Origin of the sequence: Streptomyces sp. NPDC085944 (assembly GCF_040686295.1) — a bacterium.
GTDB lineage: Bacteria > Actinomycetota > Actinomycetes > Streptomycetales > Streptomycetaceae > Streptomyces > Streptomyces salinarius.
Genome location: NZ_JBFBJX010000012.1, coordinates 176254 through 196194 on the forward strand (window position 1 = coordinate 176254; position 19941 = coordinate 196194).

19 protein-coding genes are annotated in these 19941 nt (G+C 71.5%); 9 read left to right on the plus strand and 10 right to left on the minus strand.

The features are described 5' to 3' along the window. Positions 1-6 precede the first annotated feature (6 nt). Both AB0P07_RS24050 and AB0P07_RS24055 read left to right on the plus strand, forming a co-directional pair. On the plus strand, positions 7-972 hold the full coding sequence (locus AB0P07_RS24050) for an alpha-ketoacid dehydrogenase subunit beta (RefSeq protein ID WP_161380073.1): 966 nt from the start codon (positions 7-9) through the stop codon (positions 970-972). 10 nt (positions 973-982) lie between these two features. Continuing rightward, positions 983-2437: a dihydrolipoamide acetyltransferase family protein gene (locus AB0P07_RS24055; protein ID WP_365553702.1), complete on the plus strand. Its 1455-nt coding sequence runs from the start codon at positions 983-985 to the stop codon at positions 2435-2437. Positions 2438-2514: 77 nt separating this feature from the next. Here AB0P07_RS24055 and AB0P07_RS24060 read toward each other — a convergent pair whose 3' ends face one another. The 4 genes from AB0P07_RS24060 to AB0P07_RS24075 all read right to left on the minus strand — a co-directional run bounded on the left by AB0P07_RS24060 (position 2515) and on the right by AB0P07_RS24075 (position 6043). Beyond that, entirely contained in the window at positions 2515-3492 is a 978-nt protein-coding gene (locus AB0P07_RS24060; RefSeq protein WP_365553704.1) for a Bro-N domain-containing protein, read from the minus strand. Between the two features lie 164 nt (positions 3493-3656). After that, positions 3657-4649 (minus strand): DUF1648 domain-containing protein, encoded by a 993-nt coding sequence (locus tag AB0P07_RS24065; protein ID WP_365553706.1) that lies wholly within the window; start codon positions 4647-4649, stop codon positions 3657-3659. Continuing rightward, complete coding sequence (locus tag AB0P07_RS24070) at positions 4646-4993, minus strand: GntR family transcriptional regulator (RefSeq protein WP_365553709.1); 348 nt, start codon at positions 4991-4993, stop codon at positions 4646-4648. Before AB0P07_RS24070 ends, AB0P07_RS24065 begins: the two co-directional genes overlap by 4 nt. A 108-nt stretch (positions 4994-5101) precedes the next feature. Continuing rightward, positions 5102-6043, minus strand: a complete 942-nt coding sequence (locus AB0P07_RS24075) for a D-alanyl-D-alanine carboxypeptidase (protein ID WP_365553711.1) — start codon at positions 6041-6043, stop codon at positions 5102-5104. Between the two features lie 219 nt (positions 6044-6262). Here AB0P07_RS24075 and AB0P07_RS24080 point away from each other — a divergent pair, with 219 nt between their 5' ends. Both AB0P07_RS24080 and AB0P07_RS24085 read left to right on the plus strand, forming a co-directional pair. Next, positions 6263-6913, plus strand: a complete 651-nt coding sequence (locus AB0P07_RS24080) for a GntR family transcriptional regulator (RefSeq protein WP_365553714.1) — start codon at positions 6263-6265, stop codon at positions 6911-6913. Next, positions 6910-8220, plus strand: coding sequence for an MFS transporter (locus tag AB0P07_RS24085; RefSeq protein ID WP_365553716.1), 1311 nt, complete (start codon positions 6910-6912; stop codon positions 8218-8220). The genes AB0P07_RS24080 and AB0P07_RS24085 overlap by 4 nt, the downstream gene beginning before the upstream one ends. Before the next feature lie 131 nt (positions 8221-8351). Here AB0P07_RS24085 and AB0P07_RS24090 read toward each other — a convergent pair whose 3' ends face one another. After that, the gene (locus tag AB0P07_RS24090; protein WP_365553719.1) at positions 8352-9176 is read right to left on the minus strand and encodes a maleylpyruvate isomerase family mycothiol-dependent enzyme; all 825 of its coding nucleotides are present in this window, start codon (positions 9174-9176) and stop codon (positions 8352-8354) included. 182 nt (positions 9177-9358) lie between these two features. Here AB0P07_RS24090 and AB0P07_RS24095 point away from each other — a divergent pair, with 182 nt between their 5' ends. Together AB0P07_RS24095 and AB0P07_RS24100 are read left to right on the plus strand one after the other, a co-directional pair. Then, positions 9359-10156 carry a carbon-nitrogen family hydrolase gene (locus AB0P07_RS24095; RefSeq protein ID WP_365553721.1) on the plus strand — a complete coding sequence of 266 codons (798 nt, stop codon included), beginning with the start codon at positions 9359-9361 and terminating at the stop codon, positions 10154-10156. A gap of 68 nt (positions 10157-10224) precedes the next feature. Continuing rightward, positions 10225-10704, plus strand: a complete 480-nt coding sequence (locus tag AB0P07_RS24100; RefSeq protein WP_365553724.1) for a DUF2867 domain-containing protein — start codon at positions 10225-10227, stop codon at positions 10702-10704. A gap of 12 nt (positions 10705-10716) precedes the next feature. Here the strand turns inward: AB0P07_RS24100 and AB0P07_RS24105 are convergent, their stop codons facing one another. The 4 genes from AB0P07_RS24105 to AB0P07_RS24120 form a co-directional block, all read right to left on the minus strand. Then, a complete protein-coding gene (locus AB0P07_RS24105; RefSeq protein ID WP_365553726.1) occupies positions 10717-11211 on the minus strand; it encodes an LURP-one-related family protein in 495 nt (164 codons plus the stop codon). Between the two features lie 76 nt (positions 11212-11287). Beyond that, positions 11288-11539, minus strand: a complete 252-nt coding sequence (locus AB0P07_RS24110; RefSeq protein WP_365553729.1) for a DUF6458 family protein — start codon at positions 11537-11539, stop codon at positions 11288-11290. Between the two features lie 114 nt (positions 11540-11653). Next, on the minus strand, positions 11654-12952 hold the full coding sequence (locus AB0P07_RS24115) for a M18 family aminopeptidase (protein WP_365553731.1): 1299 nt from the start codon (positions 12950-12952) through the stop codon (positions 11654-11656). A 120-nt stretch (positions 12953-13072) separates the two neighbouring features. Continuing rightward, positions 13073-14899 carry an acyl-CoA dehydrogenase gene (locus AB0P07_RS24120; protein WP_365553734.1) on the minus strand — a complete coding sequence of 609 codons (1827 nt, stop codon included), beginning with the start codon at positions 14897-14899 and terminating at the stop codon, positions 13073-13075. A gap of 149 nt (positions 14900-15048) precedes the next feature. Between AB0P07_RS24120 and AB0P07_RS24125 the strand changes: the two genes are divergently transcribed. From AB0P07_RS24125 to AB0P07_RS24135, 3 genes are all read left to right on the plus strand, one after another. Beyond that, positions 15049-15519 carry an SseB family protein gene (locus AB0P07_RS24125; RefSeq protein WP_365553737.1) on the plus strand — a complete coding sequence of 157 codons (471 nt, stop codon included), beginning with the start codon at positions 15049-15051 and terminating at the stop codon, positions 15517-15519. Between the two features lie 143 nt (positions 15520-15662). Next, entirely contained in the window at positions 15663-16640 is a 978-nt protein-coding gene (locus AB0P07_RS24130; protein WP_365553739.1) for a pirin family protein, read from the plus strand. A 66-nt stretch (positions 16641-16706) separates the two neighbouring features. Beyond that, the gene (locus AB0P07_RS24135; protein ID WP_365553742.1) at positions 16707-17792 is read left to right on the plus strand and encodes an AI-2E family transporter; all 1086 of its coding nucleotides are present in this window, start codon (positions 16707-16709) and stop codon (positions 17790-17792) included. On the opposite strand, the gene AB0P07_RS24140 is transcribed toward AB0P07_RS24135, so the two are convergent. Beyond that, a complete protein-coding gene (locus AB0P07_RS24140; protein ID WP_365553745.1) occupies positions 17723-19888 on the minus strand; it encodes a SpoIIE family protein phosphatase in 2166 nt (721 codons plus the stop codon). The two genes, AB0P07_RS24135 and AB0P07_RS24140, sit on opposite strands and share 70 nt — an antisense overlap. Between the last annotated feature and the right edge of the window lie 53 nt (positions 19889-19941).

The window sequence follows — 19941 nt, forward strand, 5'->3', positions numbered from 1 at the left end:
GAAAAGATGGCGCTGGCGAAGGCGATCAACGAGTCGCTGCGCCGCGCACTGGAGTCGGACCCCAAGGTCCTGATCATGGGCGAGGACGTCGGCAAGCTCGGCGGTGTCTTCCGGGTCACCGACGGCCTGCAGAAGGACTTCGGCGAGGACCGGGTCATCGACACCCCGCTGGCCGAGTCCGGCATCGTCGGCACCGCGATCGGTCTGGCCCTGCGCGGATACCGGCCGGTGGTGGAGATCCAGTTCGACGGCTTCGTCTTCCCGGCCTACGACCAGATCGTCACCCAGCTGGCGAAGATGCACGCCCGCTCGCTGGGCAAGGTCAAGATGCCGGTCGTCATCCGCATCCCCTACGGCGGCGGCATCGGCGCGGTCGAGCACCACTCCGAGTCCCCCGAGGCCCTGTTCGCGCACGTGGCGGGCCTGAAGGTGGTCAGCCCGTCCAACGCGGCGGACGCGTACTGGATGATGCAGCAGGCCATCCAGAGCGACGACCCGGTGATCTACTTCGAGCCCAAGCGCCGCTACTGGGACAAGGCCGAGGTCGACAGGGAGGCCATCCCCGGCCCGCTGCACGCAGCGCGCGTGGTGCGCGAGGGCACCGACCTCACGCTGGCCGCCTACGGCCCGATGGTGAAGCTCTGCCAGGAGGTCGCCGACGCGGCCGCGGAGGAGGGGCGTTCCCTGGAGGTCGTCGACCTGCGGTCGATCTCGCCGGTCGACTTCGACACCGTCCAGGCGTCGGTGGAGAAGACCCGCCGTCTGGTCGTGGTCCACGAGGCGCCGGTGTTCCTGGGCTCCGGCGCGGAGATCGCCGCCCGGATCACGGAGCGCTGCTTCTACCACCTGGAGGCCCCGGTGCTCAGGGTCGGCGGCTACCACGCGCCGTACCCGCCGGCGCGTCTGGAGGAGGAGTACCTGCCCGACCTGGACCGGGTGCTGGATGCCGTCGACCGCTCGCTGGCGTACTGAGGAGGGGAGCGTGACGACGATGACGGACAGCTCCGTGCGTGAGTTCAAGATGCCAGACGTGGGCGAGGGGCTCACCGAGGCCGAAATCCTCAAGTGGTACGTCCAGCCCGGTGACACGGTCACCGACGGCCAGGTGGTGTGCGAGGTCGAGACGGCCAAGGCCGCCGTCGAACTGCCCATCCCCTACGACGGCGTGGTCCGCGAGCTGCACTTCCCCGAGGGCACCACGGTCGACGTCGGTACGTCGATCATCGCGGTGGCCGTCGGCGACGGCGCGGCGGCCGCGGCGGAGCCGGTGCAGGAGGCGGTGGCGGACACCCCGGCCACCGCCGAGGCGGAGGAGCCCAAGCCGGAGGGCCGCCAGCCGGTCCTGGTCGGGTACGGGGTCTCCACCTCCTCGACCCGGCGCCGCCCCCGCAAGGGCGCCCAGGCCCCGGCCGCCGCGCAGGAGGCGTCGGCGGCGATCCAGGCGGAGATGAACGGCCACGGACCGGCCGCCCCTGCGGCACCATCCGCCCCTGCCGTACCCCCGGCCGCCCCGGTCACCGGCGACCGTCCGCTGGCCAAGCCCCCGGTGCGCAAGCTCGCCAAGGACCTCGGCGTCGACCTGGCGACCGTGGTCCCGTCCGGCCCGGACGGCATCATCACCCGCGAGGACGTCCACGCGGCGGCGGCCGAGCCCGCGACACCGGAGCCGCAGGCGGCCCCCGCGGCCGTCGCGCCCGCCCCCTCCCCGACGGCGGCGCCGACGTCGTACGACACGACGCGCGAGACCCGTGTGCCGGTCAAGGGCGTGCGCAAGGCGACGGCGGCGGCGATGGTCGGCTCGGCGTTCACCGCGCCGCACGTCACGGAGTTCGTGACGGTCGACGTGACGCGCACGATGAAGCTGGTCGAGGAGCTGAAGCAGGACAAGGAGTACGCGGGCCTGCGCGTGAACCCGCTCCTGCTGATCGCCAAGGCCCTGCTGGTCGCGATCAAGCGCAATCCGGACGTCAACGCGTCCTGGGACGAGGCCGCCCAGGAGATCGTGGTCAAGCACTACGTCAACCTGGGCATCGCCGCCGCCACCCCGCGCGGCCTGATCGTCCCGAACATCAAGGACGCCCACGCCAAGACGCTGCCGCAGCTGGCGGGCTCCCTCGGCGAGCTGGTGTCGACGGCCCGGGAGGGCAAGACCTCCCCGGCCGCCATGCAGGGCGGCACGGTGACCATCACCAACGTCGGCGTCTTCGGCGTCGACACCGGCACGCCGATCCTCAACCCGGGCGAGTCCGCGATCCTCGCGGTCGGCGCGATCAAGCTCCAGCCGTGGGTCCACAAGGGCAAGGTGAAGCCGCGTCAGGTCACCACCCTCGCCCTGAGCTTCGACCACCGCCTGGTCGACGGCGAGCTGGGCTCCAAGGTCCTCGCCGACGTGGCAGCGGTCCTGGAGCAGCCGAAGCGGTTGATCAGCTGGGCATGAGGGGCACGAGCCGGGTAGGTTCATGACGGAGGGGCGCCGCAAGTTGGAGTTGCGACGCCCCTTCCGCCGTCTCGGGCTCAGCCCCGGTGCAGCACGTACACCGGGGCCCCGCCCTCGGCCCCGCCCCGCGAGCGGATGCAGGCGTGGGTGCGCAGCAGCCGCAGGCACTCGTTGACCCGCCGCACGGAGAGCCCCGTACGGGCGGCGATCGACTCCAGCGGCTCCCGCAGCTCACCCTTCTCGACGAGCACGGGCGCGATGACCAGGGCGACCGTCCACACGTCCTCCGTCACGGACAACCGCTGCCGCCAGTCGGCCAGTACGGACTCCGTGGTCGGTACCGGGGCGAGGTGCGGGCAGGGCGCCCCTTGGTGGAGCACCAGGGTGTCGAACCGGTCCGCGATGCGCTCCAGGGCGTGCACCATGGCCTGCTGTACGGCGAGGGTGGCCTGTTGGGCGGCGAGGGTCGCCTGCTGCGTGGAGAGCATCTCCCTCTGCACAGCGATCGACGTGCGTTGCCCCTCGGCCAGCTGCTCGTCCAGTTGAAGGTTGTGCGCCTCCAGCCGGACGATCGCGTCGGCCACCTGGTCCGGCATGGCGTAGGCGATGGGGGCGCCGGGCACGGCGGGCTGCACTTCGGCCTCGTCCAGAGAGTACGAGCCCTCGCGCTGCACGGTCTCGATGACTTCGGCGACCCACTGCTTGAAAGGGGCGCAGGCCGGTTTGGTGCAGGCGTTGACGAGGAGGATGAGACCTTGCAGAGAGATGACGTGCAAGTCTCGACGCCACCCCCTACCTGCGGGAACGCTGAGACCGTAACTTCCAGTTACAGTCTCGAGCAAGTCTCGGTGCTCGACGGGAACATGATCCGCGAGCGCCTTGCGAGAGTTGCTGTGGCCGAGTTCCTTGCACACGTCCACCGCCGGAAACCAGTGGCTTCCGTCGGGCATGGTCAGCCGGCGCACCCGGGCGCCGGTGGCCGCGTACACGAAGTCGGCGGCGTCGATCGCCTCGTGCCGCGCGCCGGAGTCCTGTCGTTTGCTGGGTTCCTTCATGTGAACCACCTCCGCCGCGGAACGTAGGACGGAGCCCAAGGCATATGCCAGCCAGATCGGTGATGTTCACGACTGCGAGCGAAGATCACTGAAAATCCTGCAGCGGCCGACGCGTGCGTGTATGACGGCCCAGGCTCCGGGCCCCAGGCCCCGACCCCCTGCGCTCAGTCTCGGACTCGTTTCGTGCGCAGCGCGTTGAGCAGGGCCGCTCCCCGCTCGGCGTCGTCGACGCTCACGGCGAAGTCGCTTCGGCGCCCCCGGGGGCGGACGACCAGGCACTCGCCCGCACGCAGCATCACCGTGGTGCCGAGGCCGCTGAGGCGGTAGCCCCAGCCGCCGACCTGGGAGGGCTGTCGGACCTCCATCCGCGCCGTGTCGATGTCCCCGGGCGCCCAGCGGCGGCCGGGCCAGCCGAGGGGCCCGAAGGAGACCTCCAGGCCCCGTTCCGATACGCGGGCCTGGACCGAGGAGAACACGGCGCAGGCGAGGGAGCCGGCGGCGCATCCGGCGAACAGGGCCCACAGACCGCCCGGCTCGGCCAGGCCGCCGACCAGGGCGACGAGCGCGCCCACCGCCACCAGGCCGATGGCGGCCGCCAGCAGTTGGAGCCAGGGGTTGGCGGTGCGGGAGAACCAGACCAGGCGCCGGCCCTTCGGGATGTCCAGGGCCGGGGCGCCCTCGTCGGCGGTCGTGGCGTCGTCCGGGACGCCGCGCCGCCGGGTGACGAGCAGCCATCCGGCCACTGCCGCAAGCACGGCCGCGACGAGGATTGCGACCACCCAGCCGGCAGGCTGCCGGGCCTCGTGCCAGTCCGCGCGGTCCAGGTTGGCCCGGAGGACCGCGGCCTGGGCGCCGGTGAGGACGACGCCCATGGGGAGCAGGGTGACGGTGGGCCACCACGGACGGGCCGCCGGACCCGCCCGCATCAGCGGGACGGTGACCGCGGCCGCCGTCACGAGCCAGATCAGCGCGGGCACCAGGGATGCCGCCCACAGGGGCATCGAGCCGTCGGGGGCCTCGCCGCTCAGGCCCCAGTGGGTCGCCAGCCGGTCGGGCAGCCGGTCGCGCGCCAGGAGCGGCATCCCGGCTAGCACCGCTGTGACCCCGCCCGTCCAGACCGCGGCCGTCGTGCGCCGCGCCGCCGTCGTGTCCCTCATGGCAACCCCCTGATCATGTCGATGACATCGGTCCTGCTGTAGCCCAGTCGGGCCGCCTCGTCGAGCAGCTCCCGCGCCCGGATCTGCAACTCGGAGTGCGGCCGGGCGTCCTCGGCCACCGTCACCCCCCGGCCCCGGCGGAACTCCAGCAGGCCCTCGTCCCGCAGGCCGCGCAGGGCGCGCAGGGCAGTGTTGACGTTGATGTCCAGGGCCTCGGAGAGGTCGCGAGCCGAGGGCAGGCGATCCCCCGGGGCGCACTCCCCCTCGGCGATGGCACGCCGGAGGGCGCCGGCGACCTGTTCGTGCAGGGGTCGGGTGTCGGTCTTGTCCAGACTCAGCAGCATGGTGCTAATGACACTATCACCATGCATGTCATCTCGGCTGTGTGAACCGGACAGCGAGAGGGGCCCGTCGCGTCGGCGACGGGCCCCGGTGGTGGTGTGGTGTCAGGTCTACCTCTTGAATCCGTAGTCCATGAGCCTGGTGGCGTCCTTGGCGCGCTGCGCCGACGACGAGGACGCCAGCACCGTGCCGATCACGGTCTTGCCCTTCCGGGTCGCGGCGAAGACCAGGCAGTACTTGGCCTCCGGTCCCGACCCGGTCTTGACGCCGATCGCGCCGCTGTAACTGCCCAGCAGCGTGTTGGTGTTGGTCCAGGGCGCCATCGTCCGGGTGCCGCCCTTCCTGGTCTTCGTCTTCGCCGTGTACTTCCTGGTCTTGACGATGGTGCGGAAGGTGGAGTTCTTCATGGTGCTGCTCGCGAGTTTCGTGAGGTCGCGCGGCGTGGAGTAGTTCTTGCCGTGGCCGATGCCGTCGAACGAGTCGAAGTGCGTGTTCTTCAGGCCGAGGCTCTTGGCGGTGGCGTTCATCTTGCCGATGAACGACTTCACGCGCGCCGCCCGCGTCCGGCCCGAGCCGAACTTGTCGGCCAGCGCGTAGGCGGCGTCGCAACCGGACGGCAGCATCAGCCCGTACAGCAGCTGGCGGACCGTCACCTTGTCGCCGACGATCAGGCGGGCGGAGGAGGCGTTCTTCGACACGATGTAGTCGCTGTAGGCCATCTGGATCGTCACCTTGGCGTCCAGGTTCAGCTTCGGCTGGGCGAGTACGACCTTGGCGGTCATGATCTTGGTCGTGGAGCCGGTGGAGCGCTTGGTGTCGGCGGCCTTGGTGTAGAGCGCCTTGCCGGTCGCGTTGTTCATCACGAAGCCGCCCTTGGCGGCGATCGAGGGCGCGGTGGGCGCCCGCACGGCGCGGGCGGGGGTGGGAAGGACGCGCTCGGCCGCGGCTGCCTGTGCGGGGGCGGTGGCGAGGGCGCCGGTGGTCAGGACGGTGCCGCAGGTCAGGGCGACGGCGAGGGCCCTGCGCAGGCGGCTGCCCGAAATGGTGTTCATTGAGTTGATTACCCCGATTGTGGTGAAGTCACCTGAGGCGCGGCCGAGTTGTGGTCGTGGAGCTGTGGCCGCGTCAGTGCGACACCCGAAGGGGGTGGATGGTTGCACGCCGGGGCGTCGCGAGGGGTCGGGTTCCCCCCGAGGGGTGAGCGGGGCGGGCCGGCGTCCGGATGCTGGAACGGACTCTTCTTGTGTCCCTGTTGTATCTATCCTGTCGGCATGACCACGGCAGTGAAGCAACCCCCCGCGGCGGACCGCGTCTACACCCACGTCAAGCAGGGCGTCCTGGAGCGCCGGTACGAGGGCGGAACGCTGCTCACCGAGGGGGAGCTGGCCGAGGCGGTCGGCGTCTCCCGCACGCCGGTCCGCGAGGCGCTGCTGCGGCTGGAGGTCGAGGGGCTGATCCGGCTCTACCCCAAGAAGGGCGCCCTGGTCCTGCCCGTCTCCGCGCAGGAGATCGCGGACGTGGTCGAGACCCGGCTGCTGGTCGAGGAGTACGCGGCCAGGAAGGCCGTACCCGCCCCGCCCGGGCTGGTCGATCGGCTGGAGGAGCTGCTCGCCCGGCAGAAGGAGCAGGCGGCCGCCGGTGACTTCGCCGCCGCCTCCGTCACCGACCGCTGCTTCCACGCCGAGATCGTCCGCAGCGGCGGCAACGAGATCCTCTCCCGCCTCTACGACCAGCTCCGCGACCGCCAGCTGCGCATGGGCGTCGCCGTCATGCACTCCCACCCCGACCGGATCGCCCACACCCTCGCGGAGCACGAGGAGATCCTCGACGCACTGCGCGCCGGGGACGCGGACGCGGCCGTCGGTGTGGTGGCCCGGCACGTGGGCTGGTTCTCGAACCTGGCGCGGGGGGAGGTCCGATGAGTACGGCCACCTCGGCCGGCCGGGCCCTGCCCGGTGATCCCCCGGGCGGCCGGCGTGCGATCGCCGTGTGGGGCGTCGGCGTGTCCGTCTACTTCGTCGCCGTCGTCTTCCGTACGTCGCTCGGGGTCGCCGGCCTCGACGCCGCCGACCGCTTCCACGTCAACGCCTCGGCGCTGTCCACCTTCTCCATCCTCCAGCTGCTGGTCTACGCCGGCATGCAGATACCCGTCGGTCTGCTCGTCGACCGGCTCGGCACCAAGAAGGTGCTGGGTATCGGCGTCGTGCTGTTCACGGCGGGGCAGCTGGGCTTCGCCTTCTCCCCCTCGTACGGCATGGCGCTGGCCTCGCGGGCGCTGCTGGGCTGCGGGGACGCGATGACGTTCATCAGCGTGCTGCGGCTGGGCACCCGGTGGTTCCCGGCCCGGCGCGGGCCGATGGTCGCCCAGCTGGCCGGTCTGGTCGGCATGGCGGGCAACCTGGTCTCCACCCTCGTCCTGGCCCGGCTGCTGCACGGCATCGGCTGGACGGCCGCGTTCGCGGGCAGCGCGCTGGCGGGTGCCGTCGTCTTCGTCCTGCTGCTCCTCTTCCTCAAGGACCACCCCGAGGGGCACGAGCCGGAGCCGCTGCCGCACCAGGGTGCCGCGTACGTACGGCGGCAGATCGCCATGTCCTGGCGTGAGCCGGGAACCCGGCTGGGACTCTGGGTGCACTTCACCACGCAGTTCCCGGCGATGGTGTTCCTGCTGCTGTGGGGGATGCCCTTCCTGGTCGAGGCGCAGGGGCTGTCCCGGGCCACGGCCGGCACGCTGCTCACCCTCGTCGTGCTGTCCAACATGGTGGTCGGCCTGGTCTACGGCCAGATCATCGCCCGGCACCACGCGGCGCGGCTGCCGCTGGCGCTCGGCACGGTGGGCGTGACGGCCGCGCTGTGGGCGGCGACGCTGGCCTACCCGGCCGAGCACGCGCCGATGTGGCTGCTCGTGGTGTTGTGCACGGTGCTGGGGGCGTGCGGGCCGGCCTCGATGATCGGCTTCGACTTCGCACGGCCGGCGAATCCGCCGCAGCGGCAGGGGACGGCGTCCGGGATCACCAACATGGGCGGCTTCGTGGCGTCGATGACCACGTTGTTCGCGGTGGGGGTGCTGTTGGACGCGACGGGGGACGACTACACGGTCGCCTTCTCTTCCGTGTTCGTGCTGCAGGCGGTGGGGCTGTCGCAGATCCTGCGGTTGCGCAAGCGGGCCGCGGTGCGGGAGCGGGAGCGGTTGGTGGCCAGCCGGGTGGAGACGGTGCACGTGCCGGTGTAGGCACCCGGCGCGCGGGGCGGGGACGGGTCGCGCTCGCCGGCGCGGGCCGGGTGCCTCCCCCGGTGCCTGAACGGCCTGGGAGGTACCCCCAGCGCCCACCCGTGCCGCCCCAGCGGCACGACTGCCCGCAGCTAGGGCGTGACCGTGAAGTTCCGCAGGATCGCCTCCGCCAGGTCCGGGTCGCCCTCCGTCTTGATGCCTTCCTTCGCCGCCTCCAGGGGCACGCGGCCGCAGGCCAGGCGGACGTACGTCTCCCAGTCGAGGGTGAGGGTGGCGGCGGGGCCGAGAGCCGGGGACGATTCGAGGGTGCCGCGGCCCTGGATGTCGACGCGGATGGTGCGCAGGAACTCGACCGGCCCGTGGACGTCGAAGACGACGGCCGAGCTGCGCGGCGCGTCCGCCCGGTCGGCGACGACGGCGGGCAGCGCGTCCAGCAGCACGTCACGGGCGACGTGCGCGCCGGGGGAGTCGAGGTTGCCGGGGCGGCCGAGGGCCGTGCGCAGGTCCTGCTCGTGCACCCACACGTCGAAGGCGTGGCGGCGCATCGCCTCCTGGAGGGTCAGCTCGGTGCCGAGCGGGCCCCGCACCTTGGTGCCGGGGTCCCGCGACTCGTTCCGCAGCTGGCGGTTGCGCCGGATGATCATGTACTCCAGCTCGGACGTCATCTCCGGTGCCGTGTGGTGGCGGCGGACGTCGACCTGCATCTCCATGTAGCGCTGGTGGTCGTTGGTGACGTGGTAGAGGTCGCGCGGGAGCGTGTGGATGGGGCGGGGGTCGCCGAGCATCTCGGAGTCCCGGCCGAGGACGTGCGAGACGATGTCGCGCACCGACCACCCCGGGCAGGGGGTCCGGCGGTTCCACTCTGCCTCCACAAGCGGCTGGACCAGCTCGGATATCGCCTCGATGGAGTGAGTCCAGGCGTCGGCGTAGGGCTGGAGGGTGGGATGCAGACTCACGGAAACGGGACCCCTCGGCGGTCGGTACACGGGCGGTTGGCGGCGGCGGTGCCAGTGGCGGCGGCGGCAGTCGGCGGGTGTCTTGAGAGGCTAAGTTACGCTGCTGTGCGGCACCCCGGCAGTGCTTTCGTGTGACGATCGTAGGCCCGTGTGGACGGCTCGAATGCCAGGACGGTGGTAGTGTGCGCGCCTCTCTGATCCAAATCGCCGTGAACGAGGACGAAACGGTCGAAGCGCGTCGCCTCCGGGCGGCGGCCCTGGTGAGGGAGCAGGCGGGCGCCGACCTCGTCGTGCTGCCGGAGCTGTGGACCACGGGCGCGTTCGCCTTCGAGGAGTTCGACGCGGCGGCCGAGCCGCTGCGGGGGCCGACGTACGAGGCGATGGCCGAGGCGGCGAGCGATGCGGGCGTGTGGCTGCACGCGGGGTCGGTTCCCGAACGCGGTCCGGACGGGCGGCTCTACAACACCTCCCTCGTCTTCTCCCCCGCCGGCGACCTGGCCGCCTCCTACCGCAAGATCCACCGCTTCGGCTTCGACAAGGGCGAGGCCGTGCTGATGGGTGCGGGGCGCGAGCCGGTGACGGTCAAGGTGCCGGACACCACCACCCTCGGCGTGGCGACCTGCTACGACCTGCGCTTCCCCGAGCTCTTCCGCGCCCTCGTCGACGCCGGTGCCGAGATCCTCGTCGTCCCGGCGGGCTGGCCGGAGCGCCGCCGGCCGCACTGGACGCTGCTGGCCCAGGCGCGTGCCGTGGAGAACCAGGCCTACGTGCTCGCCTGCGGAACGGCCGGGACGCACGCCGGAGTTCCGCAGGCCGGCCACTCGATCGTGGTGGACCCCTGGGGCGAGGTGCTCGCGGAGGCCGGCGCCGGCGAGGAGGTCCTCACGGTGGAGTTCGACCCGGGCAGGGTGGCGCGGACCCGGGAGCAGTTCCCGGCGCTGAAGGACCGGGTGCTGGGGCTGGAGCCCCCGCGCGGCTGAGCGCACTGTGTGGGGCCGTCGTGACCCAGCGTGTTTGACGCTCGGTCGCGGCGCCCAGGATTGCGGGTATGGCACGCATCAAGACCTCCGCCATCCGACGCGTCCGGGTGGAACCCGCCGGTGCCCACTTCGCGTCGGCGTTCGCTCTTCCGGTCGCCGGGCTGCCCCGCCGTACGGCCGAGGAGTGGGCGCGGACCACCTTCGAGGACACTCCCGCGCTGCTGCGCACCCTGCTTCGGGCGGGCTGGTCGGGCGTGCTCGGCCTGCGCCTGGGACCGAGGGTCTCGGCACAGCACGTGATCGGATGGCCCACGGTGGAGTCCGGGCCGGACCGCATCGCCGTGGAGGCCCGCGCCCCGTCGCTGACCGTCCGCAACGTCGTGACCGTCGACGACGCGCGGCTCGTCTGGGCGACGTACGTGAACTTCGAGGGCCGCGGCGGCCGGATGCTCTGGTCCCTGGCCGCGCCGGTGCACCACCTGGCCGTGCCCCTGCTCCTCGGCCGCGCCGTCCGTCGGACGGCCCGAGGAGCCGGGCCGTGCCGGTGACGGGCGGGCCCCTCAGTCGTCCTCCCTCTCCTTCTCCGCCAGGTGGATCACGCACACCGTCAGGGCGATCAGCAGCGCCGGGTCCGCGTCGTCGCGGACGACGTCCACGCCGTAGGTGTCCCGGAGAGTCAGCCACCGCCGGGAGACGACGGCCAGGAGTTCGCCGTCGTACTCGATGGCGAACTCCCGGTCGAGGATCTTGCCGCTGACGTCCAGTTCGGTGCCGTCGGCCAGGGTGACCCGGTAGTGGTTGCGCAGCAGGGAGAGACGTTTCCGCTTGAGGCGGGCCAAGGGCTCGCCGTCCCGCTCGATCACCATGGTGTCGCGCAGGGCGAACATCTTCTGGTGGATGTCGATGAGGACGCGCCCCCGGGCGTCCTTCAACTCCCAGGTGTCCCGCAGCCGCAGTGCCTTGCCGTCGACGAGGAAGACCTTGTTGCCCCGGTCGTCCTCGATCCAGTAGTCGTCGCCGATGCCGAGGAGCCGGTCGTACACGAGGAATCTCATGCTCTGACCGCTTCCCCGCCGGGCGCCGCGGAACGCGGCCGGTAGGCCGACAGGCTGAGTGCCGGGCCCGGCCGGGTCAGGAACCGTAGCCGTTCTGGTAGCCGTCCTGCGTGGGGTGGTGGGGCCGTTCCTCGACGACCGGGGTCGTCGGTGGCATCACGACGCGGCGGCGCCGGGCGATGCTGCTGAACGTCGCGACGCCGATCAGGCCGACGACCATGAAGATCACACCGACCAGGTCGAGGTTGACGCCCTCCATGTCCCAGTCGGTCGCGAACGTGAGGATGGCTCCCACGGCGATGAGGATGATGCACCCGCCGAGGCCCATGAGTGTTGCCTCCCTGTCAGATCCGGTCGGTTCCGGGTTTCCGGCCGATCCGGTTCCGTGCGGGTACCCCGGGCCTCAACCCTCATGCCGTGGGGACCTGTTGCGTGACGGGGCCTACGGCTGGAGGAACGCCACCAGCGCGTTGGCCAGCAGGTGCGGGTCGTCGGCGCCGCACAACTCCCGGGCGCTGTGCATCGACAGGATGGCCACGCCGATGTCGACGGTGCTGATGCCGTGGCGGGCCGCGGTGATGGGGCCGATGGTGGTGCCGCACGGCATGGAGTTGTTGGAGACGAAGGTCTGGAACGGGACGTCCGCCTTCTCGCAGGCGGCGGCGAACACCGCGCGGCCCGAACCGTCGGTGGCGTAGCGGTTGTTGACGTTGACCTTGAGGATCGGGCCGCCGTTGACGCGCGGGTGGTGCGTCGGGTCGTGGCGCTCCGCGTAGTTGGGGTGGACGGCGTGGCCCGTGTCGGAGGAGAGGCAGACCGTGCCGGCGAAGGCACGCGCGCGGTCCTCGTAGGAGCCGCCGCGGGCGAACACCGAGCGCTCCAGCACGCTGCCGAGCAGCGGCCCGTCGGCGCCCGTGTCCGACTGGGAGCCGGTCTCCTCGTGGTCGAAGGCGGCCAGGACGGGGATGTACGGCAGGTCGGCGCCGGAGGTCGCGACCGCGGCCAGCGCGGCCGTACCGGCGTGCACGGACAGCAGGTTGTCCATCCGCGGGCCCGCCACCAGCTCCCGGTCGCGGCCCAGGTACGCCGGGGGTTCCACGGAGTGCGTCATCAGGTCCCAGCCGGTGACCTCGCCGCGGGCGAGGCCCGCCTCGTCCTCCAGGAAGGCGATCAGGTCGCCGTCGCGCACGGTGTCGTCCAGGCCCCAGACGGGCTGGAGGTGGCGCTGTTTGTCGAGCTTGAGGCCGTCCGCGGTGACGTTGCGGTCCATGTGGATGGCGAGCTGCGGGACGCGCAGCAGCGGACGGTCGACGTTGACCAGGCGGGTGGAGCCGTCGCGCAGCGAGAGGCGGCCGGCCAGGCCCAGGTCGCGGTCGAGCCAGGAGTTCATCAGCGGGCCGCCGTAGATCTCCACGGCGACCTGGCGCCAGCCGTGCGCCCCGGTGTCCGGACGGGGCTTGACGCGCAGGTTGGGGGAGTCGGTGTGGGCTCCGACGATGCGGAAGGGGGTGTGGGCGGTGGCGCCCTCCGGGACGTACCAGGCGACGATCGCACCGCCGCGCAGCACGTACTTGCCGCCGCTGGTCCCCTCCCACGCGTCGGTCTCCGAGACCTGGCGGAAGCCGGCCTTCTCCAGGCGCTCGGCGGCACTCGCCACTGCGTGGTACGGGGTCGGGCTCGCCGACAGGAAGGTCATCAGGTCGTCGGTGTGGCCGCGGTCGAAGCGGGAGGGTGCGCTCATGGGTTCACCTTAACGACGTACGGGGGCCCGCTTCCCGTGGAGCGGGAGCGGGCCCTCGTCAGGGTGTGTGGAATTGGTGGAGGGGGCCCGGACCGGACGGCCGGTCCGGGAAGGCCGGTCCTAGAAGGCGGCCTCGTCGAGCTCCATCAGGTCCAGCTCGACGCCCTGGGCGACCTGGCGGGCCAGGGTGAGACCGGGCAGGACGTTGGCCGCGAAGAACTTCGCGGCGGCGATCTTGCCGGCGTAGAAGGCCTTGTCCTTGGCGGACGCGGTCGGCAGCTTCTCGGCGGCGACGGCGGCGCCCTTGAGCAGCAGGTAGCCGACGATCACGTCGCCGGAGGCCTGGAGCAGGCGGGTGGTGTTGAGGCCGACCTTGTAGATGTTCTTGACGTCCTGCTCGGTGGCCGCGAGGTCGGTCAGCATCAGGCCGACGATGGCCTCCAGCTCGACGGCGGCCTTGGCCAGGTGCTCACGGGCGCCGGACAGCTCCTCGCCGCCGGTGGCGAGCGCCAGGAACTTCTTGATGTCCTCGGCGAGCGAGTTCAGCGCGGCGCCCTGGTTGCGGACGATCTTCCGGAAGAAGAAGTCCTGGCCCTGGATCGCCGTGGTGCCCTCGTACAGGGTGTCGATCTTGGCGTCGCGGATGTACTGCTCGATCGGGTACTCCTGCAGGAAGCCGGAGCCGCCGAAGGTCTGGAGCGACTGCGCGAGCTGCTCGTACGCCTTCTCCGAGCCGTAGCCCTTCACGATCGGCAGGAGCAGGTCGTTGAGGGCGTGCTCGACCGAGGCGTCCTCGCCGTTCGCCTCCTTGACCTGGATCTCGTCCTGCACGGAGGCGGTGTACATGACCAGGGCGCGCATGCCCTCGGCGTACGCCTTCTGCGTCATCAGCGAGCGGCGCACGTCCGGGTGGTGCGTGATGGTGACCTTGGGGGCCGACTTGTCCATGAAGTTGGCCAGGTCGGGGCCCTGCACGCGCTCCTTGGCGTACTCCAGGGCGTTGAGGTAGCCCGTGGAGAGGGTGGAGATCGCCTTCGTGCCGACCATCATGCGGGCGAACTCGATGATGCGGAACATCTGGCGGATGCCGTCGTGCTTGTCGCCGATCAGCCAGCCCTTGGCGGGGTGGCGGTCGCCGAAGGTCATCTCGCAGGTGTTGGAGGCCTTGAGGCCCATCTTGTGCTCGACGTTGGTGGCGTAGACGCCGTTGCGCTCGCCCAGCTCACCGGTCTCGAAGTCGAACTCGTACTTGGGGACCAGGAAGAGGGACAGGCCCTTGGTGCCGGGGCCGGCGCCCTCGGGGCGGGCGAGGACGTAGTGGAGGATGTTCTCCGACATGTCGTGCTCGCCGGACGTGATGAAGCGCTTCACGCCCTCGATGTGCCAGGAGCCGTCCTCCTGCTCGACGGCCTTGGTGCGGCCGGCGCCCACGTCCGAACCGGCGTCCGGCTCGGTGAGGACCATGGTGGAGCCCCACTGCTTCTCGACGGCGATCGAGGCGATGTGCTTCTGGACCTCGTTGCCCTCCTCGAAGAGGATGCCGGCGAACGCCGGACCCGAGGAGTACATCCACACGGCCGGGTTGGCGCCGAGGATCAGCTCCGCGTAGGCCCAGATGAGGGAGCGCGGCGAGGTGGTGCCGCCGATCTCCTCGGGGAGGCCGAGCCGCCAGTACTCGGAGTCCATGAAGGCCTGGTAGCTCTTCTTGAAGGAGGCCGGGACCGGTGCCGTGTTGGTCTCCGGGTCGAAGACCGGCGGGTTGCGGTCGGCGTCGGCGAAGGATTCGGCCAGCTCGTTCTCGGAGAGCCGGGTCAGCTCCTCGAGGACGCTCTTGGCGGTGTCCGTGTCCATCTCCGCGAACGGGCCCGTGCCGTACACCTTGTCACGGCCGAGCACCTCGAAGAGGTTGAACTCGATGTCCCGGAGATTCGGCTTGTAGTGCCCCATGGCGACGGCTCCGTTGAGAGATCGGCGAGGCACTCGCTCCTCGCATCCGTACACGTACCAACTAGTAGCTACGATGATGCTACCCGTCGGTAATAAGAAGCAACCCCGAGCCGCCCATCTGTGACTCGTTACTCGTTACTCTGTGCTGCATGTACGGCTACGACCAGACCGCGGGCCAACAGCAGCAGCAGTACGCCCCGCCCCCGCAGCAGCCGATGGGCGGCGGGTACGGGCAGCAGCCGCCGCTGTATCCCGAGCCGTCCCCGCCCTCGCTCGCGGACGCGGTGCGCGCCTTCACCACCGGCCAGATGTCCGCCGAGGACTTCCAGCAGACCTTCGCGACCTCGAAGGTCTACTGCCCGCGCGGCGACAACCCCGGCTTCCTCGCGCTGCACAACACCCAGCAGCCGGTGATCCCGATGTTCACGGGCCTGAAGGAGCTGCGCCGGTACGCGGGCAAGGAGTCGAAGTACTTCGTGATCACCGGTGCCGAGGTGATCGACCTGCTGCCGACCGGCTACGGCTTCGTCCTGGACATGGAGGGCGAGCACCGGATGGTGTTCGACGCGAAGGCTGTCGAACAGATGGTCGATTTTGCGATGCGCCGGATGTACGGCTAGACGCCGTTGCCGCACGGACGGCCGACCGGTGCGTCGGTGATCCGCGAGCCCGGAGGGAATTCCCTCCGGGCTTTTGTGGTTCCGGGTGGCAAGAAGTTCAACGCTCAACTAAAGTGGGGCGCACGCCGCCCGAGGAGGTCGACATGCCCGCCGTGACCGTCGAGAACCCGTTGACGCTGCCCCGCGTATCCGCGCCCGCCGACGCCGTCGCACGTCCCGTGCTGACCGTCACGACCGCGCCCAGCGGTTTCGAGGGTGAGGGATTCCCGGTGCGCCGCGCGTTCGCCGGGATCAACTACCGCCATCTCGACCCGTTCATCATGATGGACCAGATGGGTGAGGTGGAGTACGCGCCCGGAGAGCCCAAGGGCACCCCCTGGCACCCGCACCGCGGCTTCGAGACCGTCACCTACATCATCGACGGCATCTTCGACCACCAGGACAGCCAGGGCGGAGGCGGCACCATCACCAACGGCGACACCCAGTGGATGACGGCCGGCTCGGGTCTGCTCCACATCGAGGCGCCGCCGGAGCAGCTGGTCATGTCCGGCGGGCTGTTCCACGGGCTCCAGCTGTGGGTGAACCTGCCGGCCAAGGACAAGATGATGGCCCCCAGGTACCAGGACATCCGCAGCGGCAGCGTCCAGCTGCTCACCTCTCCCGACGGCGGCGCGCTGCTGCGCGTCATCGCCGGTGAGCTGGACGGGCACGACGGCCCCGGGATCACGCACACGCCGATCACGATGGTCCACGCGACGCTGGCGCCTGGCGCCGAGGTCACCCTGCCTTGGCGGGAGGACTTCAACGGCCTGGCGTACGTCATGGCCGGGCGCGGGTCGGTGGGCGCCGAGCGGCGTCCGATCCACCTGGGCCAGACGGCCGTCTTCGGCGCCGGGGGCTCGCTGACCGTCCGCGCGGACGAGAAGCAGGACTCCCACACGCCGGACCTGGAGGTCGTGCTGCTCGGCGGGCGGCCGATCCGGGAGCCGATGGCCCACTACGGCCCGTTCGTGATGAACACCAAGGACGAGCTGATGCAGGCCTTCGAGGACTTCCAGAAGGGGCGCCTGGGCACCGTCCCGGCGGTGCACGGGATGTCCGAGGAGGGCCCCGGCGCCTGACCGTGCGTCACCCGGGCGGGCCGTCCGCGCAGGACAGCCCGCCCGGTGCGTGATCGGGTGGGGGACGTGCAGCTGCTCCCCGGTCCGGTGCGTCGGTTCGCCGCCTGGTGTGCCGTCATCCTGCTCGCCAGCGGTGTCGTCTACGTCGCGATCCGGCTCTGCGTCGAGTTCCGCACCGCGGTGACCCCGGCGCTGCTCGCGCTGCTCGGCACCGCCCTGCTCCGGCCGCTGCACCGGCGGTTGGTGAAGGCCCATGTGCAGCGGTCGCTGGCCGCCGGGCTGACCTGCGTCGCCGTGCTGGCCGTGGTCGGCGGCGCCGGGTACATCGTGGTCTCCGCGCTCATCGAGACCGGCGACCAGATCGTCGCCTCGCTGCGGAACGCGGCGAAGGGCGTCGCCGACCACTTCGGCGCGGCCGGGACCTCGCTGGACGACCTCGCCTCCAACGCCCGCGAACTGCTCGGCAAGTTCGGCGGTACGGCCGCCTCGGGCGTGGTGAGCGGGATCAGCGTCGTCGGCGAGATGATGGCCATGGCCGTACTCGCCCTGCTGCTCGTCTTCTTCTTCCTGCGCGACTCCGACCGGGCCGTGGGCACGGTGCGCGCCCTCGCCCCGCACGGCAGCGCCGACATGGTCGAGGCCATGGCCCGCCGGGCGTTCGGGGCCGTCGAGGGCTTCATGCGGGGCACCACCCTGATCGCCCTCATCGACGCGGTCTGCATCACCGTCGGGCTGCTGATCCTGCGCGTGCCCGGCGCGGTCGGGCTCGGCGCGCTGGTCTTCGTCGGCGCCTACATCCCCTACCTCGGCGCGTTCATCTCCGGTGCCGTCGCCGTGCTGGTGGCGCTGGCCGACCGGGGGTTCGTCATCGCGCTGTGGGCCCTCGGCGTGGTGCTGGCCGTGCAGGTGCTGGAGGGGCACGTGCTCCAGCCGGTGATCCAGAGCCGTACCGTCCAGATGCACCCGGCCGTCGTGCTGCTCGCGCTCACCGCGGGCGCCTCGGTGGCGGGCATCCTGGGGATGCTCCTCGCCGTGCCGCTGACCGCCGCGGCGGTCGGGATCGTGTACGAGCTCCAGGGCCGTTACGGGGCTGCGGCGGGCTCCGGGTCGACGGCGGGACCGGCGTCCTCGTCCGGGTCGGCGGACTCGTAGATCTCGTACCAGATGCTCTTGCCCTCGCCGCGCGGGGCGACGCCCCAGGCGTCCGCGAGCAGCTCGATCAGCATCAGGCCGCGTCCGGAGGATGCCATCTCCCCCGGCCGGCGCTTGTGCGGCAGGTCGTCGCCGTTGTCGGTGACCTCGACCCGGATCCGTCGCTCCCCAGGCTCCCCGACGACCTCGGCGACGAGCAGGGCGTCGGTGTCGGTGTGGACCAGGACGTTGGTCAGCATCTCGGAGAGCAGCAGCACCGCCGCGTCCCGCTGCTCCTCGCCCGGCCAGTCGTGCAGCAGGTCGCGCAGGTGCTGCCGGGCGGTGGCGATCCGCGCCGGCTCGGCCTGGGCGACCGTCAGCATCGTGCGGCGCACCGGCGCCCGGGTCGCGGTGGATTCGCCGCAGCCGCAGCCCTCGCCCTGCCGGCACAGCAGCAACAGCGCGATGTCGTCCTCCCGCCGGTCGGACAGCGGGCCGACGGTGTGGTGCGAGGAGGGGCCGTGCACGGCCTGGACCAGCGCGTCGGCGAGCTCCTCCAGGCCGCCGGTGTGCTCCTCAAGGATCACGCGCAGACGGTGCCAGCCGCTCTGCAGGTCGTGGCCGCCGGTCTCCACCAGACCGTCCGTGCACAGCATCAGGGTGTCCCCGGGTTCCAGGGCGAGCCGGGTCGTCGGGTAGTCGGAGTCCGGGTCGATGCCCAGCGGCAGCCCGCCCGCCGTGGCGAGGATCAGCGCCGTGCCGTCCGCCATGCGCACCACCGGGTCCAGGTGCCCCGCCCGGGCGCTCTCCACGGTGCCGGTGGCGGGGTCGACCTCGGCGTAGTAGCAGGTCGCGAAGCGCTGGTCGCCGGGGTCGTCCTCGGACGCGACGAGGCCGTGGAAGAAGTGGGAGGCGCGGGCGAGCACCGCGTCGGGGCGGTGGCCCTCGGAGGCGTAGGCGCGCAGGGCGATGCGCAACTGGCCCATCAGCCCGGCCGCCCGCACGTCGTGCCCCTGGACGTCGCCGATCACCAGGGCGAATCGGCCCCCGGGCAGCGGAATCATGTCGTACCAGTCGCCGCCCACCTGGAGGCCGCCACCGGTGGGGACGTAGCGCGCGGCGACGTCCATGCCGGGGATCTCCGGGCCGAGCATGGGCAGCATGGAGCGCTGCAGCCCCTCGGCCAGCTCCCGCTGGTTCTCGGCGGCGCCCGCCCGGGACAGGGCCTGGGCGAGCATCCGCGCCACCGTGGTCAGCACGGAGCGCTCGTCGGGCGTGAAGGCCACCGGATAGGTGAAGGCCGCCATCCAGGCGCCCATGGTGCGGCCCGCCACCGTCAGCGGGAGGAAGGCCCAGGAATGGCGGCCGAAGCGTTCGGCAAGGGGCCAGGTGAGGGGGTAGCGGTGCCGGTACTGCCCGGGGGAGGAGAGGTAGACGGCCCGGCCGGTGCGCACCACCTCGGCGGCTGGGTAGTCCGTGTCCAGCGGCATGTCGATGAACGGGTTCATGTCGTTCTGGGGCTGTCCGTGGTGGCCGATGACGGTCAGCCGGTCGCCCGAGACCCCGAACACCGCGAGGCCGTCCGGGGAGAACCCCGGCATCGACAGCCCGGCCGCGACCCGCAGCACCTCCTCGGTGGACCGCGCCTCGGCCAGCGCCCGGCCCGCGTCCAGCAGGAAGGCCTCCCGGGAGCGGCGCCACTCGCCGGTGACCGCGCTGCGCCCGGCGGGGGTGCCAGGCCTGGGCTCGGCGACCTCCTGGAGGGTGCCGGTCAGCGAGTAGGCCTTGCGTACGGGGTCGAAGGAGGGCTTGGAGCGGCTGCGCACGACCCGGACGACATGGCCGCGCTCGTCCATGATCCGGATCCGGACCTCGGCGAGGGTGCCCTCGGCGACGGCGAGCTGCACCACCCCGGTGATCTCGTTCCAGTCCACCGGGTGCAACCGGGCCCGTACCTGTGCCTCGGTGAGGGTCGCCGGTTCGGCGGGCAGGCCGAGCAGGCGGGCGGCCTCTCCGTCCACCGTGACCTCTGACGCGGCGGTGTCCCAGTGCCACAGTCCGGTCGCGAGGGCGGCGAGGACGTCCCCCACCTCGGGCAGGGGCTCACCAGTACGCATTGCCCCACTTTAAGAAGAGGTGATCGGACGCTGCCACCGGTCACGGCGGTGCC